The 16498-nt window shown below is 49.7% G+C and carries 15 protein-coding genes; 1 reads left to right on the forward strand and 14 read right to left on the reverse strand.

The window, feature by feature from the left end; genetic code table 11:
* Window positions 1-34: 34 nt before the first annotated feature.
* The 3 genes from M4D81_RS14665 to M4D81_RS14675 all read right to left on the reverse strand — a co-directional run bounded on the left by M4D81_RS14665 (window position 35) and on the right by M4D81_RS14675 (window position 3300).
* Window positions 35-1243 carry a sensor histidine kinase gene (locus M4D81_RS14665; RefSeq protein ID WP_397376693.1) on the reverse strand — a complete coding sequence of 403 codons (1209 nt, stop codon included), beginning with the start codon at window positions 1241-1243 and terminating at the stop codon, window positions 35-37.
* A 30-nt stretch (window positions 1244-1273) separates the two neighbouring features.
* On the reverse strand, window positions 1274-1966 hold the full coding sequence (locus M4D81_RS14670; protein ID WP_260067026.1) for a response regulator transcription factor: 693 nt from the start codon (window positions 1964-1966) through the stop codon (window positions 1274-1276).
* 149 nt (window positions 1967-2115) lie between these two features.
* Window positions 2116-3300, reverse strand: coding sequence for an acyltransferase (locus M4D81_RS14675; RefSeq protein ID WP_260067027.1), 1185 nt, complete (start codon window positions 3298-3300; stop codon window positions 2116-2118).
* Window positions 3301-3772: 472 nt separating this feature from the next.
* Here M4D81_RS14675 and M4D81_RS14680 point away from each other — a divergent pair, with 472 nt between their 5' ends.
* A complete protein-coding gene (locus M4D81_RS14680; protein ID WP_260067028.1) occupies window positions 3773-4519 on the forward strand; it encodes a class I SAM-dependent methyltransferase in 747 nt (248 codons plus the stop codon).
* 215 nt (window positions 4520-4734) lie between these two features.
* On the opposite strand, the gene M4D81_RS14685 is transcribed toward M4D81_RS14680, so the two are convergent.
* The 11 genes from M4D81_RS14685 to M4D81_RS14735 all read right to left on the reverse strand — a co-directional run bounded on the left by M4D81_RS14685 (window position 4735) and on the right by M4D81_RS14735 (window position 16369).
* Window positions 4735-5223 (reverse strand): cation:proton antiporter regulatory subunit, encoded by a 489-nt coding sequence (locus M4D81_RS14685; protein ID WP_071221197.1) that lies wholly within the window; start codon window positions 5221-5223, stop codon window positions 4735-4737.
* 81 nt (window positions 5224-5304) lie between these two features.
* On the reverse strand, window positions 5305-6525 hold the full coding sequence (locus M4D81_RS14690; protein ID WP_071221198.1) for a cation:proton antiporter: 1221 nt from the start codon (window positions 6523-6525) through the stop codon (window positions 5305-5307).
* Window positions 6526-6893: 368 nt separating this feature from the next.
* On the reverse strand, window positions 6894-7496 hold the full coding sequence (locus M4D81_RS14695; protein ID WP_071221199.1) for a response regulator transcription factor: 603 nt from the start codon (window positions 7494-7496) through the stop codon (window positions 6894-6896).
* The gene (locus M4D81_RS14700) at window positions 7493-8626 is read right to left on the reverse strand and encodes a sensor histidine kinase (RefSeq protein ID WP_260067029.1); all 1134 of its coding nucleotides are present in this window, start codon (window positions 8624-8626) and stop codon (window positions 7493-7495) included. The genes M4D81_RS14695 and M4D81_RS14700 overlap by 4 nt, the downstream gene beginning before the upstream one ends.
* 98 nt (window positions 8627-8724) lie before the next feature.
* Window positions 8725-9801: a Delta(5) desaturase DesA gene (desA, locus tag M4D81_RS14705; protein ID WP_260067030.1), complete on the reverse strand. Its 1077-nt coding sequence runs from the start codon at window positions 9799-9801 to the stop codon at window positions 8725-8727.
* A gap of 128 nt (window positions 9802-9929) precedes the next feature.
* Complete coding sequence (locus M4D81_RS14710; RefSeq protein ID WP_260067031.1) at window positions 9930-10928, reverse strand: Gfo/Idh/MocA family protein; 999 nt, start codon at window positions 10926-10928, stop codon at window positions 9930-9932.
* Between the two features lie 50 nt (window positions 10929-10978).
* Window positions 10979-11434 carry an acyl-CoA thioesterase gene (locus tag M4D81_RS14715; RefSeq protein ID WP_194541285.1) on the reverse strand — a complete coding sequence of 152 codons (456 nt, stop codon included), beginning with the start codon at window positions 11432-11434 and terminating at the stop codon, window positions 10979-10981.
* Window positions 11435-11668: 234 nt separating this feature from the next.
* Window positions 11669-12664 carry an ABC transporter permease gene (locus M4D81_RS14720; RefSeq protein ID WP_071221204.1) on the reverse strand — a complete coding sequence of 332 codons (996 nt, stop codon included), beginning with the start codon at window positions 12662-12664 and terminating at the stop codon, window positions 11669-11671.
* Window positions 12661-14151, reverse strand: a complete 1491-nt coding sequence (locus M4D81_RS14725) for a sugar ABC transporter ATP-binding protein (RefSeq protein ID WP_260067132.1) — start codon at window positions 14149-14151, stop codon at window positions 12661-12663. Before M4D81_RS14725 ends, M4D81_RS14720 begins: the two co-directional genes overlap by 4 nt.
* 144 nt (window positions 14152-14295) lie before the next feature.
* Window positions 14296-15417, reverse strand: a complete 1122-nt coding sequence (locus M4D81_RS14730) for a sugar ABC transporter substrate-binding protein (protein ID WP_260067032.1) — start codon at window positions 15415-15417, stop codon at window positions 14296-14298.
* Between the two features lie 316 nt (window positions 15418-15733).
* A complete protein-coding gene (locus M4D81_RS14735; protein ID WP_071221206.1) occupies window positions 15734-16369 on the reverse strand; it encodes an SGNH/GDSL hydrolase family protein in 636 nt (211 codons plus the stop codon).
* Window positions 16370-16498 lie beyond the last annotated feature (129 nt).

Genomic DNA, 16498 nt, shown 5'->3' on the forward strand with positions numbered 1-16498 from the left:
GGAAAATAGGCAATACAGGAAGTTGAAGCAGTCGCTATACGACTTTAGGAAACCTCGTTTCAAAAGTCGTTCGATGCCGATCGCTCCGCACCCGGATTTCGCCGCCCTGGACTTCCACTATGCTCTTCGTAATGGCCAACCCCAGGCCGGTGCCACCGGTCTGCTTCGAACGGGAAGCCTCTACACGGTAGAAGCGGTCAAAGATGAACGGCAAATCCCGCTCGGGAATCGGATCGCCATAGTTGGTGAAGCTGATGCTCACCTGATTGCCATCGCTGCGGACGGCAATGTCGATCCTTTTGCCCGACTCCCCGTAACGGATCGCATTGGATATCAAATTCTCGTAAGCCCGGACGAGCTGGGCGCCGTCTGCCCGAACCACGAGCCCTTCCTCTGCAGCAAGCTTACATTCCAGCCCCGCTTTCTCCAGGGCAGGAACGAATTCCTCGATCAGTTGTCTCATGAACTGAGCCATATCGATCTCCCGGATATCCAGCGGAAGCCCGTTATTAATCCGGGTGTATTCGAATAAATCATCAATCAGCTTCTTCAGACTTTGCGCCTTCTCATAAGCGATATTTACGTAATATCGCAGCTCCACTTCATCCTGGTACCGATCTTCCTCGATAACCTCCAGAAATCCCAGTATCGATGTAAGCGGCGTCCGCAAGTCATGGGAAACTCCCGTAATCAGATCATTCTTTGTTTTCTCCGCGTTACGCTCCTCCAGAATGGATTGGTGAAGCTGCCTGCTCATCTGATTGATGCTCTCGGCCACCTCACCCAGCTGGCTGCCTGACTGAACCGGAATGTCGGTGTCGAAATTCCCCTTGGCAATCTCGCGAAGCCCATTCCTGATTTCCTCCAGATAAACGTTCAACTGATCGGTCATGCGGTTTATGCTGGAAGCGACGACGCCTAATTCGTCTTGAGATTTGAGCTCGATTCTGGAATCGAATCGGCCCGCGGTAATGTCCTGAAGACCGGTCTGAATCTTCTGCAGATCAAGGACAAACCACTTCGTGCTCACATAATAGCTGACCAAAAAAAGAATAATGCCTGCAACCAGCATAACCGGATCCGAGCCAATGTTGTTAATGATCCAGACGAGCGGCGGCTTGATGGCCGGAATAGAGAGTATCAGCGTGCTTAATGCGTAGAGTATGATAAGCAGGGCGGCCGTGATGCCGATGCTGGCAAGCAGCATAAGCAGCATCTTCAGGCGGATGCTATGAAGCTTCATTATTTTCAAGTTCGTCACCTCTGCTTAAGTTTACTCTATTTTATAGCCAATCCCCCACACCGTCTTAATATATTCGGGCTGCTGCGGATCCCTCTCGATCTTCTCGCGCAGCTTGCGAATATGTACCATGACCGTATTTTTCGATTCCATGAACGGTTCGTTCCACACCTCGGTATAAATCTTGTCCATGCTAAGGACGAGTCCGCGATTGATGGCCAGCATATGCAGCAGAGCAAATTCGCGGGGCGTCAGCTTAATCTCAACGCCTGCCACCGTCACCCGGTGGGAAGCGACATTAATAACAAGCTCATCGATCTGGATTTCGTTCTCATCCCTCACCGAATTACTGTTCAGCTGTTTGTATCGGCGGAGCTGCGATTTGATTCTTGCGATCAATTCCAGCGGGCTGAACGGCTTGGTCACGTAATCATCCGCGCCGATGCTGAGTCCGGCGATTTTGTCAATCTCCTGACTCTTTGCCGAGAGCATGATGATCGGCGTGTTGTTCTCCTCCCGAATTCTCATGCATGCCTCAATGCCATCCATCTGCGGCATCATGACATCAAGGATGATCAAATCCACTTTCTGGGTTCTTAGAATCTCCAGCGCTTCCAGGCCGTGAGATGCGGTGAGCAGCGTGTAGCCCTCATTTCTGACGTAAATCTCCATCAATTTCAAAATTTCGGTTTCATCATCAACCATTAATATCGTAACTCCAGACATGGCTCCTCCTTGATCAACGGCTGCCAGAACAACGCCGTACGGCGTCATTCTTCACGGATGTCAGACTGCGTGGTGGTAATGGTTGTCTCTTCGCTTCGCCAGAGCCATACCCTCGTCTTCGGATACGTCCTGGTTTGCCATGAAGCAGACTACGAACCGGAAAGCGGCACAGACGGCGAATCGACTGATTTAACCGACTTCTTCGCCTTCGGAATATTACCGAATATCACCCATGAGCCTGGTATATATCGAACCGTCAATTCCACAACGATCCATGAACAGACTAATGCTGCCGCAAAACCGCCTGCGTACCACAGGTGGGTTAGCATTGAATTCCCCGTAGTTAACGGAAACTCCCGGTAGACGAGCAGAAAGAACGGATGAATGAGATATATCCCGAAGGATACGGCACCCAGTCTTTCCAGCGCCGGCGTCCATCCCCGCACCCCTGCCCGATAAAAAAGAATCGCAAGCTGGAGCAGAACGAGCGCCCCCAGGTACGTATGCATATTCCACAGCAACTCATACAGCGTTGAATTATACCCGGTTCCATGCAGCCGGCTGTTGTAATAAATGTACACATGCCCGAGACCGGCCGCCGCCCATGCGATCCACAGCACTACCCAGGCGGTAATGCGATGAGGCCGTGCGTTCCCGCGGCTAATAACAAGCCAGGCTTTCAGTTTCGGGTAATAGACGCCGATAAAAGCACCCAGCATGAAATAGGCAATATAGGACAATGCCCAGCTTCCTTTATTCGGTACCTGCCAATAATACTTATTCATTAGTATAAACGTCCACTGGATCACCAGTCCAATCGGTATCGCCCATTTCGCCAGCTGGGGCATCTTCTTGAACAGCCATAATACAAGCGGAAACAGCACATAAAACTGAATGCTGATAAATACGAAATAGAGATGCGTATACGCTTTGCCCGTCAACAGCTTTTGCACAAAGCTCTCCATCGTCTCACCGAACGGCCTGCCCTGATAATGCAAATAGTGCAGCAGCGCGAAGTAGAACACGGAGAACAGCGTATACGGAATGATAATATACAGCAGTCTTTTCTTGTAAAATCCGCCGATCAGCTTCTTCGTTGTGGGACGGTCATAGTAATTATAGAAGAGTACCAGACTGCTCAAAAATATAAATGTCGGCGTTCCGAATTTCATGAAGATGTTCATGAAATTGTACATAAAAAAGTAGTTGGAAGCCGTCATCGCAGATACGGCATACGATGTGGAGTGAACGGACAGCACGCCGATGATGGCGAATGCGCGTACCAATTGCAGCTCGGGAAGACGTTCCCTTGACAAAGATTTTAATTTGTTCATGACAGTACCCTCTCATCTTTAAAATCCGATTATTCTCGTTCCTTGAACAGATTCATCAAGTATAGTAGACAGTTCTTAACGCCATACTTCCAAATTCTTATCATTTGCTTAAGATTATGGTCCTTCCTCCTAATAAAATTCTCCTTGATCATGAAGAATCCTTGGACTTACAATAAGAAAAACATATATCGACGTACTTTCTCAGAAGACAGACCGCGTATAGCGGAAGTTTTTCTTGCGAGATAAGGATGGTAAGCCTCTGAAGCTTATACTTTTTTATCTCTTAAAAATAATCTTTCAGAATTGAGGTGAATTGGATGCTGATTAGGATCCTTGCCGTTCGAAGTAGCTAGGCCCGGTCTATCATACTGGACCGGGCCTAGCCAGAATCACAGTAGCTGGCTGCGAACGAATAAGAGACGATCTGTTTTCAGCATCCCATTTTATCTCATATGGAAGGTGAACAATATAAATGAATTCACAGGAATACAAGCAGTTTTATGATATCGTAGGAGCCCTAAACGGCTGGGACTTCAGCCAGCTAAGATGTATCTCGGAGGGTATGGAGTGGGATTTTTACGATGAGGTCGGCAAATTATGCAAATCATCCGATGTGGTGCTTGATATCGGCACTGGTGGTGGAGAGAGCTTGTTGTCCATCGCCGACCAAGCAGCCCTGCTGGTTGGAATCGATCTTTCCCATTCGATGATAGAGACTGCCCAGAGTAATAAACGGAAGGCTGCGGCTTCCAATGTACGCTTTATGCAGATGGATGCAGAGTCGCTTCAATTTCCGGAGGCGTTTTTCAATTTGATCTCCTGCAGACACTCCCCTTTTCGTGCATCAGAGGTGGGAAGAGTACTAGAAGAGGATGGCGTGTTTTTGACGCAGCAGGTTCGCGAATCTGATAAAGCCAATCTGGCTCAGGCCTTTGGCAGAGGGCAATCCTCCCGTGAAGACGGTGCCTTAAAGGATCAATATATGGAGGAACTTTGGCTTGCCGGGTTCCGCAATATCCAATATGCCGAATACGATGCGGATGAATACTATGAGCGTGAAGAGGATCTTATCTTTTTGCTGAAGCACACGCCCATTATCCCCGGATTTGGGCAGGAGGAACCGGATTTTCGCACCCTGCAGCAGTTTATCAGAGACCATCGCACAGATCGGGGAATCCGGACGAATTCCGCCCGGTTTATGATCGTGGCCCGGAAATAACCGGCCCCTCTGGCAATCCATAACCCGCAGCATCCCGCTGTTAAACAGAAAAAGCGCAAAGGGACGAGACCTTGGCGCTTTTTCTTATGCACAACAGCTCCGGATATCATCCCTTTGATGAATAGGTTGACCTCCACATAAAAAAGCAAGCCCCCCGCAAAAGGAGGAGCTTGCTTTCGGTATGGTTATCTTCGCATCCACGAAGGAGCACATTATTAGCCGTTAACCAGCAGTTCTTTCAGCTGCTTGATCTGCTTACGCTCGCCCGCAAGCACCAGCGTCGATCCCGCTGTCAGGATGTCGTCCGGACCCGGATTGATTTTCTGCTCTTTCTTGTTCACAATCGCTAATACATTAGCACCTGTACGTTGACGAACCTGAAGCCCCGCAATGGATTGTCCGACGCATTTGTAATGCGGCTCGATGCGTGCCCATTCGATGATCAGGTCTTCGAGTGTCACCTCGATGGTCTCGAGTGCTTTCGGTTTATACGTCATGCCGCCGATGATGCCGGCGATTTGTCTAGCCTCATCATCCTCTAATGTAATCTGGGAGATGGTCTCCTCAGGATCGTCATCCTCAAAATGGTACAGCTCTCTACGGCCATCGTCATGAATAACAATAACCAGCTTATCCCCTGATCTCGCCTGAATAAGGAATTTCTTACCGATACCCGGCAGATCAGATTCGCGAATAATACTCATGTGAAAATCCTCCGTTCTGGGGTTAATTCAATCTCTAGATTATATAGATTACTTGGAAGAAAGTAAATCAGCCCAGCAGCCTTACGCCTTCCTTTTTTTTACTTTCTCCACAGGCTCGCTCCATTTGAATATTTTATTCGCTCCGCGGTAGATACGTTTTGACTCCTTGGCTAGAAGAGGACCGAGAATCGCAAGAATCAGAACATAGAGGGCCGAGAATGGTTTCAGCATAGCGGACAGTCCGCCGGCTAGTCCCAGATTCGCAACGATGATCGTGAACTCCCCGCGAGCCATAATGGTCAATCCGATGTTAAGTGACGATTTATGCGATAATCCGGCCTTCCGACCCGCTATCATGCCTGCGACCAGGTTGCCGATAATGGTCAATACCACGGCGCCAAGAGCAAGCCATAACGCATTCCCAAGCGTGGTCGGGTCGATGCCGAGACCGAAGCTGAAGAAGAAGATTGCTCCAAAAAAATCACGGAAAGGAATCACCAGCTGCTCGATCCGTTCGCTATGATCCGTCTCCGATAAAGCCAGTCCGAACAACAGCGCTCCGATCGCTTCGGCTACGTGGAGTGTCTCGGAAAACCCGGCAATAAAGAACATCGACGAGAATACTACGATAATGAAAATCTCGCTGGACGTAATATTCAGCAATTTGTTAAGTATAGGCGGACCTTTTCTCGCAATAACAAAGAACAACAGCATGTAACCTATGGAAATGCAAACCGAGATGATGGTTGCCCCTATCGATGTGGCCCCGCCTAATAACAGTCCCGACATAATCGATAAGAACACGGCAAGAAAAATATCATCGAACAAAATCATGCCAAGTATGAGTTCCGTCTCCGCATTCCCTGTGCGCCGTAGATCCACGAGCACCTTAGCGACAATGGCGCTGGAGGAAACCGACAGCATCCCTGCAATGATCAGCGTCTCGTACAGAGGCATATTGATCACGAAACCGTAGGCCACACCCAACACGAAGTTCAATACTACGTATACGGTTCCGCCTACCACAATGTTTTTTCCGGATTTGATCAATTTTTGAACAGAAAATTCAAGACCAAGGTAAAAGAGCAGAAATAGAATACCGATCTGTCCCAGAAAATCGATGATCCCCTGGCTCTCGATGAACTTAAAGTCAAGAATCCCTATCGTTGGTGCATGCGGACCGACAAGCATCCCGAGTACAATCAAGAACGGTATGATCGAGAACTTGAGCTTTCCAGCAATTACGGAGGCTATAGCAACCAGAATCAGAGCAGTTCCAACCTCAAACATCATATGGTCCATAGAAGACCTCCTCCTCCTCAAATTTGACTTCTGGCAATCATTTCTATTATACATAAAAATGCATACATTTACAAAGTGACAACAGTATTCTTGCTTGATAACACAATAGATGCTATATTTACCCCATAATGATCAGGGTTAATTTTATTAGTGATTTTATGGTTTCCAAAAAATATAAATTATATCCAAACACTTTACCCTATAAAAGAAAATGAATATTTATGCATAATATTGAATACTATACCAGGTAAAAAAATACATATATCGCGAAAAAAAACGCCCTGGCGGCCATCCCCCATTATCTTTTATCCGCACAAAAAAGAAGCCCGGTGGCTGCAACCACGGGGCTTCCGGCTATTTTCGGATGATTATTTAAACCAACCTTTTTCTTTAAAACGCGTAATCGCTTCGATCCGGTTGCTGACACCGAGCTTATCAAGAATAACGGAAATATAATTCCGGACGGTGCCCGTTGTAATAAACAGCTGATTGGCAATTTCCTTCGTGTTCTTGCCGTCCGCAATCAGGCCCAGCACTTCCTTTTCCCGCTCCGTCAGCGGATTCTCTTCGCCGGAATACGCTTCATCCACCAGCTCGGAGGCGTATATTCGTCTGCCGGCCATTATGCTCCGAATGGATGCCGCCAGTTCCTCGCTAGGGCTGTCCTTCAGGAGGTAGGCGTTGGCGCCGGCCTTCACGGCACGCTCAAAATACCCCGGCCGGGCAAAGGTTGTCAAAATCATCACCTTGCAGCCAGAGCCCTTTAGTTCTTCAGCCGCTTCAAGTCCGTTCATCATCGGCATCTCAATATCCATGATACAGATATCCGGTTTATGAAGTTTGACAAGCTGTACGGCATCCTTCCCATTACCTGCCGTCCCGACAACCTGCATATCTTCTTCCAGATCAAGCAGTGAGGCCAGGGCTCCAAGCAGCAATCGCTGATCTTCGGCTATGACAATTCGGATCATATTCCCGCCTCCTTATCCGGCATTCTGAGCACATTAGGTACACGTAGCACCAGCGTAGTCCCCTCGCCGGAAGTGAACTCCATGCTTCCGTTTACGAATTCAAGCCGCTCTCTCATTCCTCGCAGTCCGTTGCCGCGGTTTCTCGCATCGGTCACGAACCCTGTTCCATTGTCCTTCACCCTCGCAACCAGATCCGTTTCCGTGGATTCGATCACAATGGAGCAAGCCGTGGCATTGCTATGTTTTACTATGTTATTCACGGCCTCTTTCAGGCACATGCTGATCACATTTTCATTCATTAACGACAGATTTTCCGGCTCCAGCGTTCCCTCAAAGGTTAATTCAATCTGGGCAGCCTTTAGAATTTGCTGAATGCGGAAAATTTCATCCGTAAGCCGGGTCCCCCGCATCCGTGTCACCATTTCGCGCACTTCCTTGAGTGCCGTTCTGGCCGTCTGGCGTACATCATTGATCTCGGCCTGGGCTCTTTCCGTATCCTGCGTCATCAATTTACCGGCCAAATCACTTTTGAGGCCAATGAGAGACAGCTTCTGTCCGAGCGTATCATGCAAATCGCGGGCAATCCGCTGACGTTCCTCCAGCTTCACCAGTTCCGAAATCCGTTTGTTGGCATCCTCCAGCTGACCCTGCAGCTGATCATTCTTATTCCGGTTATAGTTCGTCACGGGCAGCAGAATCACCCCGACTACACTGACAAGCACAAATGGCAGCTGTGTGATAAAGAACGGATTCCGCGTTAACAATCCATAATTGACCGTAATGATGGTCGTGACCAGATGGATCGAATACAGCGTGATAAACCCGGCCTTGTTCTTGATGTTCCCGATAAAAAAGGCGAGGAACAACGAGAAATAGATATACCCGAATACCAATGACATCGTAATCGATATCAGAATTTGCAGACTCGTCCAGAAGTAGACGAGCCAGCCTTTGGCCAGAAATGAAAGCACGTAGAAAGCAAAGAACATCAGGATCATCAGAGTACCCAATATAACCTGATAGGTAGAGGTCGACCGGAAGATGAAATAGAACGGAAGGATATAGAAGACGACCCATACATAAGGGCTCAGCCCCGTACTTTTATGAAATATCTGATACCATTTCTGCATGGAGTCCCACCTTCTGTCGGTTCTAGCTTTGTCCTCATTTCTGCATAACGGACTCGTATTCTTCTTTATTCCTATTATAACCTCATAGCCGCAAGGAATTACTCGCCCTGCACTCTGGGCCTGCTGCTCGCCAGGCTCTTCTCTGCTTTTGCCAATACCGATTCCTGCGGTTTACGGAGCGACTTCTTTGCTTGCTTAAATGTGACAAACTCCTTTTTCTCTTCATCCCACAGACGGAAACGAATAGATTTCAAACTGGTCTTGAGTGTAATCGTTGTTGCCTTTTGCAGCGGAGGAGCAGCTTCATGCGCCTTCTCCAGATTGTAATTAGGAACCTTCGGGCTCAGATGGTGAACGTGATGGAAGCCGATGTTACCCGTGATCCATTGCAGAACCTTCGGAAGTTTGTAATAAGAGCTGCCTTCTACGGCTGCATTGATATAACTCCACTCTTCATCATGCTCGTAGTACGTTTCTTCGAATTGATGCTGTACATAGAACAACCAAATGCCAAGCATTCCCGACACCATGAAGATAGGAGCTTGAACGAGCAGGAAGGCCTGCCATCCGATCGCCCAGCACAGCAATGCATACAGCGCAACAATCGAAATATTCGTTATATAGTTACTGATTTTCTCCTTGCGTCTCGCACCTTTACGGTTAAAACGGTAGGATACCAGAAATATGGCGATGGGACCCAGTCCGAACATCACGATCGGATTACGGTATACCCGGTAGTATAAACGCTGCCAAAAGGAAGCCGCTCCATACTCTTCAACGGTCAATACCCACATATCGCCGATTCCCCGCTTATCGAGATTGCTGCTCGTCGCGTGATGAATCGCGTGCGTGTTCTTCCATTGCTCGTAAGGGCACAATGTAATAACGCCTGTAATCGTGCCGAGAATTTTGTTCGCCCGGCGGCTTTTAAAGAAAGATCCGTGACAACAGTCATGGAATATGATAAATGTCCGAACAACAAACCCCGATGCAATAACCGCTATGGGAATGGTAAGCCAGTACGATACGGATAAACTTAAATAGGCTGCATACCATAGCAATATCAAGGGAACCAGTGTATTGAAAAGCTGACCTATACTCGCCTTTGTGTCAATTTCTTCATAAGGGGCAACGTTCTTTTTCAAGCTGGACAATTTGTTATCGGGTTTAGCCATAGTTGTCTTCCTCCTCGAAATGAAACGCAAGGACGCTGTGAAGATGTCACGCACTTGTCTAATCTAATTATAGATAGAATGTCACGTAACTCGTAGTCATAAACGTCATTTCGGGAGTATGACAAATATCATATATCGGTGCGGGAATCGGCCGGAAACCGCAGTCCTACCTGGCGTCTGGCCTCCTGCATGATTTCAGCCGTAATGAGTGAGTTGGCATGGGTATTGATTGCACTTTCCCGTTCGCCGCATTGGATTAAATGGATAAATTCCCGGGCTTCATAATACATCGATTCATGGGTCTGCAGCTGTGTCACGTTCTCAATGGTGCCGTCTCTGTAATGAATCTTCACATCATAAGGCTGATTGATCTTGTCGATAATCATCGTGCCGTTCTCGCCCTGGATTTCGGCAGGGGCATAGGAATCGCTGATCTTGGAGTGCATAATCACGGCTTCCATCTCGGGATAGGACAACAGCAGGCTGCCCTCGCCATCAACTCCGGAGGATAGCATATAGCCGGAAGCTTTGACGGAGTCCGGTTTGCCGAACAGGGTGACCATCGGATACAGGCAATAAATCCCCAGATCCATAAGAGAGCCGTTGGAATATTCGGGGTTAAACGCGTTGAGCACCGTCCCCTGCTTGAAAGCATCGTAACGGGAAGAGTATTGGCAGTAGCTTGCAAAATAACGCCGAATCGGACCCAGCTTGTACAGGTTTTCCCTGACGGTCTTGAAATTCGGCATCAACGTCGACTTCAGGGCTTCCATGAGCAGAACGTTGTTATTCTTCGCTGCTTCAATCATGGCGGACACTTCGGCTGCGTTAGAAGCCATTGGCTTCTCGCACAGAACATGCTTCCCGTGGTTCATGCATAATATCGCCTGATCTACGTGATAGGAATTCGGACTCGCAATGTACACTGCGTCAACCTCGTCATCCTGCAGCATCGTCACAAGATCCGTATACACTTTGGGATCCGCGTACTTCGCCGCGAAAGCCCTGCCCTTCTCTTCCGTACGGGAGTATACGGCAGCAAGTATAAATTCTTCCGTCTCCAGAGCAGCTTGGAGAAACCGCTCGGTAATCCAGTTTGTGCCGATAACGGCAAAACGGATGTTCATCCCTAATCCCTTCCCTTCTCATCTGATAGTAAGTGATCTTTCACTTTGCGTTACATCCATCCTTCAAAAGTCGAAATCCGCTCGCGTGCCGAATCCGGAATCGGCGTGCTCTTGCCTGTCGCGGTATCGATGAGCACAATGGTTCCGCGACCGGCCGCTTTTAAGGTGCCGTCCACCACGATCGCATACTGGACGTCCATGGAGGAGCGTCCGATCTCAGCCACTCGGACATGAAGCTTAAGCGGGTCCTTCAGATACAATTGAGCAAGATACTGGCATTCCAGATCCGCAACCACCGACACCTTTTGTTTGCTGAACAGGTCCTCGGTCAATCCCAAGTTCTCGAAATACTCAATGCGTCCCTGCTCAAAATACATGAAATAGCTGACGTTATTGACATGACCAAGCATATCCGTTTCGCAGTACCTTATCTTTATCGGAATTTCAAAGTGAAACGTGTCCAGCCAAGCCTTGGGATCCGGTTGTATGAAGGTTGTTTTTTTCATGATGAGTCCCCTTTCTCTCTGTAAGAGACAAATGTATGTACAATTAAATCAGTCTTCTACAAGGATAGTCAATACAAGTTGAGTCCGTCAACTACCTAACCAAATCATGGATAACCTGCCAAGAATGCAGCCGGCTATGAAAAAAGACCACCCACTCCAGGGCAGAATCACTGGAGGGATGGTCTTGATAAGGATGAATGGAACAAGTTGGTCAAAATACGTGCCGCTTAGCCATCAATGTCTCTTCTTATAGTAAGTTAAGGCAAGCGCCAACGCCAGCACCGAGCCCTTCACGATATCCATCGCATAATACGGCACGGACAGCATGATCAGACCGTTTTGCAATATACCGATCAACACGGCGCCGACAAAGGTCCCGAGCGCGTTCGGCTTGCCGGCTCCGAATACGGAGTATCCGATGAAGGTCGCAGCGACGGCATCCATCAGATAAGGTCCGCCGGAGCCCACCTCGGCCGTCATGACGCGAGCCCCGAGGATAATCCCGCCGATGGCGGCAAACAATGCGGAGACCAGGTATGCAATCAAACGGTATTTGCTCACCGGAATCCCGGATAATGCTGCCGCTTCTCGGTTGCCTCCGATCATGTACATATACCGTCCGTGTTTGGTATAGGTCAGGAACAGATGGACCACGAGGACCACGAGCACCATGATGATAATGATCCATGGCACCTGCCCGATCTTCTCAAACACCGCCGGAATTTTACCCGTGGCAAAATCTCCGCTCGGCAGGATCATATTCTGGGAAATGGTAGCGCCGCGGGTATATGTCAAGGCAATGCCCTGGAAGATAAACATCGTCGCCAGGGTCATCAGCATGTCGTCGATCTTGAAATTGATGACCAGAAACGCGTTGATCAGCCCGACGGCTAGACAGAACAGCAGCGTGAGGCCGATGCCGATGCCGATATTTTGCCCGTGCCAGACGAACATGGAAATAACCAGAGCGTTCGCCAAGGAAGCCGTTGATCCGACAGACAGGTCAAAGCCGCCCACAGCCAGCGATACGGTCAGTCCCACGGCAATAATCGTCACGATCGAAATCGAACGGAGTATGTTAATAATGTTGCTTGTATTCAAAAAGTTGTCGGCGACGGTCCCGAATACGAGAATAAGTGCGAATACCGTGATCAACGTGCCGTATTTATATAGAAAATCAAAAGCGAAACTAGCCGCCGGCTTCTCCTTAATTGGTCTTGCTGTATTCATGTTAACCCGCCTCCTGTGCAATAAAGCAATAGTTCCTCTTCGTTGGATGACTGCGTCGTCAGCTCCTTCGTGATGCCGCCGTCATACATCACATACACCCGATCCGTGATGCCAACAATTTCGGACAGCTCGCTGGAGGCGTACAGCACGCATTTCCCCCGCTTAGCCAGCTCGGCCACCAGATGAAAAATGTCCCGCTTCGCGCCAACGTCAACCCCTTTGGTCGGCTCATCAAAAATATACACATCGGCGTCGACCAGCAGCCATTTGCCGATTGCCACCTTCTGCTGGTTGCCCCCGGACAAGTTTCTCACTCTGGCCCGCTCGTTCGGGGTCTTAATTCCGAGCGACTCGATAATCTCCCTCGCCGCCTGCTTTTCCTTGCCGAAGCTAAGCCAGGACCCCCATCTGGAAAAACGGGACAGCACCGCAGCCGTTAAATTGACGGACACCGGCTCTTCCACGAAGACGCCTTCGCGTCGGCGTTCCTCGGGAACCAGCGCGATGCCATGCGAGACAGCATCGTACGGCGAACGGATGCGGAGTTTATTCCCGTTCAGCGTGATCTCACCGGTTGATGTATCGGATGCTCCGAATATCGCCCGACACAGCTCCGTTTTCCCGGCTCCGACCAGCCCGGCCAAGCCGACAATTTCTCCCTTGCGTATGTGCAGGTTAACACTGTTGATTTTGCCTCGGTCGAACATGTTCTTCACCTCGAAGCAGACGGAGCCGATCTCTCGCTGGATACGGGGAAACTGCTGCTCCATCCTGGAGCCCAGCATGTACTCCACCACTTTGGGCTGATCGATATTCGCAATGCGGTCACTCTTCACCAGCTGACCATCCCGCATGATCGTAATATCATCGCAGATTTCATACAGCTCCGGTAGCCGGTGCGAGATGAAAATAATGCCGACCCCATCCTGCTTCAGCTTGCGCACCAGCTTGAACAGCTGATCTGTCTCGCTGTGGCTGAGCGGCGCGGTCGGCTCGTCCAGAACCAGAATCCGGCACTGCTTGGAGACGGCTCTTGCGATCAGCACCATCTGCTTCTCCGCCAGCGTCAGCTCCGAGATCAGCTTCTTGCCGGGAACCCGGATGTTCATCCGTGCAAGAATCGACTCAGCTTCCTGATGGAGCTCCTTCCAGCGGATCAGGTGCCGCTTGCCCATATCGTGAACCGTCCGATCGAGCATAATGTTCTCTCCAACCGTCAGGTTCGGAATGAGCGCCGTATCCACCTCTTGATAGACGATCTGAATGCCCAGATCCTTCGCTTCCTTCGGGGAGCGGATGTCTGCCTTGCTCCCATCGATCCAGATCTCGCCCTCATAATGGTTGTAAGCACCCGATAAAATCTTCATTAATGTAGATTTCCCTGCGCCATTCGCGCCGATCAATGCATGTGCTGTTCCTGCGACCGTCTGAAAGTCAACATCGATTAACGCCTTAACGCCTGGAAAAGAGATTGAGATATGCTTCATTTGAAGTAAGGGTGCCGCATCCGACACGTCGGTCGATGTGGCAGTTGTTGGCTCCATAACGCTTCGCAAGTGTATTCTTCCCTTCAAATAGGATAGGGCGCTCTTATCGAAAACCGACAAGAGCGCCTGTATGAATAATGCTGTTTATTTGCCGCTTGCTTCTTTTAACGCCTTCATCCAGTCCTCTTCGAATTCGGTGCTCGTCCCCCAGCTAGGGATAATATCCGCCAGGTTGACCATGTTGACTGCTTCGGCTGCACCCTCTAGGCTGGAGCGCTCGATCAATACAGGCTCCAGATTGACCGTGGCAGGCGTTTCCTCGCCGGCAATCTTTTTAGCAAGCAAACGGACGTTGATCGCGCCGATCGTTTTCGGATCTACGGCTGCGGTAGCCACCCAAGGGCTGTCCGGCTTCTGGATCAGCTCCAGGTCCGCGTTGGATACGTCGATGCCGTAAATCTTAACCTCGGTGCGTCCCGCTTCCTCCAGCGCTCTGGCTGCGCCGATGGCGAACGCATCCCAGGTTGCGAAGATCGCATCGATTTCGCCCTTCGGATACTTCGTCAGGATGGCGGATACCGCATTTTGTGTTTCCAGCGAAGTCTGGTCGCTCGCCACGCCGAAACGCTCCACCTCCTTGATGCCCGGATTGTTCTTCAGCGTTTCCTGGTATACGGCATTACGTCGTACCATCGGCGGGAATCCGTCCACCCAGAGATAGACGATGTTGGCTTCCGGCCCTTGCTCTTCGACCATCTCGTCCAGTGCCAGCTTCGCCAGCTGCTCATCATCCTGCGACGTCTGGGTTACCCCTGCAATGTCGCCGATCTCCGGCAAGGAGTCAAAGGTGACGACAGGAATTCCTTTGTCCGTAATCTTCTTCACGTCTTGAACAGATGCAGGATCGTCTCCGTGCGAAATGATAAATCCATCGTAATCGCTGTCAATGGCTTGGGCGATCGCATCGTGGAATTTAGCGGAATCCCCGTTCGCCGAGAAGGTATCTACCTTAAACCCGAGAGCCTCGCCTTCCTGCTTCGCGCCTGCCAAAAATTGCGCCGTATGATCATCGCCCCCGATTTTCCGGACGACCATCAATTTCACCGGATCCTTCTCGGCAATGCCTGCCGGCAGGTTCTCGACCTTGTCCGCCAGATTGCCTGCTCCGCTACCGCCGCCGCTGCCCGATTCAGCACAGCCGGTTAAGACAATCATAAACGCAAGCACCAGCGCGGTTAATTTCCTTACGTGTTTACTGCCTTTCATGTTCTCTCTCCCCCTGTTTTCCGTTAAAAGGACTATACTAATTAATACAAGTAATCCTATAGGATTTAATTAGAGGCGTCAACCCTTATTTTCTTGCTTTAATGCATTACACCACAAAGGCAAAAAAAATGAAAGTTGTTTTGATATGTATCGGCAGCGGCGCGCTCATATTTCATATCCCGTGCAAATCCTATCAGAAAAAAAAGAGCTCGGGAAGGCAGTGATTCACCCCCCGAGCTCTTTTCCCATCCTAATCGATCAGCTTACCCAAGCTTATCCTGCAGCCTTGCATTCCGCTTTTCGCTGATATTATGAATTAATCCAAACGAACGCCCATCGTTTCAAGCCAAGCCTTCGCGATCAGGCCGTGTCCGGCCGGTGACGGATGCACGCCGTCCGGCGCCCAGAAGGCAGCTTCGCGGCGCGCCGACGCCGCAGCAAACAATCCGTCCAGCGGCACCAGCAGCGCCCCGTATTCCACTGCTAATTCGCGAACGGCCGTAATTTTCGGATCCAGATCCTCGCGCCAAACTCTGCGATCCTCCGGATGCGGCAGCACGAACGGCTCAACCAGAATCAGCTTGGCGTCAAGCGCCCCTTTGGTGCGTTCGATCAATTTACGGTAGCCGGCTTTGTAATCCTCGGTGCTTGTCGGGTCCCCGCTATCATACCGGCGCCAAGTGTCATTGATTCCGATATAGATGGATACCCAGTCCGGTTTCAGGTCCAGGCAATCCTCCTGCCATCTAGCATTCAAGTCGACGACCCGGTTTCCGCTGATCCCTCTATTCAAAAAGGTTACGTTTAACTCAGGAAATTTCATGCCGAACAACGAGTCAATCAATAGCGGGTAGCCGTTTCCCAAGCTGCCTGAAAAGTTCCGGTCACGACCGCAATCCGTAATGCTGTCCCCTTGAAATAATACGACATCCCCTTGCTGTAAACGATTCATTTCTTTATTCCTCCTTTTATAAGTGCGTAGCTTTTGTACGTACAATTGGAAATTCGTTAAGCTCATCTCTCGTGAGAACGCTTCCTACCTTTTTATATTTGCCATGCCAGGTTTGAATTCCTTTTTATT

Origin of the sequence: Paenibacillus sp. p3-SID867 (assembly GCF_025142895.1) — a bacterium.
In the GTDB taxonomy this organism is placed as follows: domain Bacteria; phylum Bacillota; class Bacilli; order Paenibacillales; family Paenibacillaceae; genus Paenibacillus_AQ.

Coding starts and splice junctions, on each gene's coding strand:
- M4D81_RS14735 (WP_071221206.1), bottom strand. CDS start 16,369: ATGAATCGTTTACAGCAAGGGGATGTCGTATTATTTCAAGGGGACAGC.
- M4D81_RS14700 (WP_260067029.1), bottom strand. CDS start 8,626: ATGCAGAAATGGTATCAGATATTTCATAAAAGTACGGGGCTGAGCCCT.
- M4D81_RS14665 (WP_397376693.1), bottom strand. CDS start 1,243: ATGAAGCTTCATAGCATCCGCCTGAAGATGCTGCTTATGCTGCTTGCC.
- M4D81_RS14690 (WP_071221198.1), bottom strand. CDS start 6,525: ATGGACCATATGATGTTTGAGGTTGGAACTGCTCTGATTCTGGTTGCT.
- M4D81_RS14670 (WP_260067026.1), bottom strand. CDS start 1,966: ATGTCTGGAGTTACGATATTAATGGTTGATGATGAAACCGAAATTTTG.
- M4D81_RS14710 (WP_260067031.1), bottom strand. CDS start 10,928: ATGAACATCCGTTTTGCCGTTATCGGCACAAACTGGATTACCGAGCGG.
- M4D81_RS14695 (WP_071221199.1), bottom strand. CDS start 7,496: ATGATCCGAATTGTCATAGCCGAAGATCAGCGATTGCTGCTTGGAGCC.
- desA (WP_260067030.1), bottom strand. CDS start 9,801: ATGGCTAAACCCGATAACAAATTGTCCAGCTTGAAAAAGAACGTTGCC.
- M4D81_RS14685 (WP_071221197.1), bottom strand. CDS start 5,223: ATGAGTATTATTCGCGAATCTGATCTGCCGGGTATCGGTAAGAAATTC.
- M4D81_RS14715 (WP_194541285.1), bottom strand. CDS start 11,434: ATGAAAAAAACAACCTTCATACAACCGGATCCCAAGGCTTGGCTGGAC.
- M4D81_RS14725 (WP_260067132.1), bottom strand. CDS start 14,151: ATGAAGCATATCTCAATCTCTTTTCCAGGCGTTAAGGCGTTAATCGAT.
- M4D81_RS14720 (WP_071221204.1), bottom strand. CDS start 12,664: ATGAATACAGCAAGACCAATTAAGGAGAAGCCGGCGGCTAGTTTCGCT.
- M4D81_RS14730 (WP_260067032.1), bottom strand. CDS start 15,417: ATGAAAGGCAGTAAACACGTAAGGAAATTAACCGCGCTGGTGCTTGCG.
- M4D81_RS14675 (WP_260067027.1), bottom strand. CDS start 3,300: ATGAACAAATTAAAATCTTTGTCAAGGGAACGTCTTCCCGAGCTGCAA.
- M4D81_RS14680 (WP_260067028.1), top strand. CDS start 3,773: ATGAATTCACAGGAATACAAGCAGTTTTATGATATCGTAGGAGCCCTA.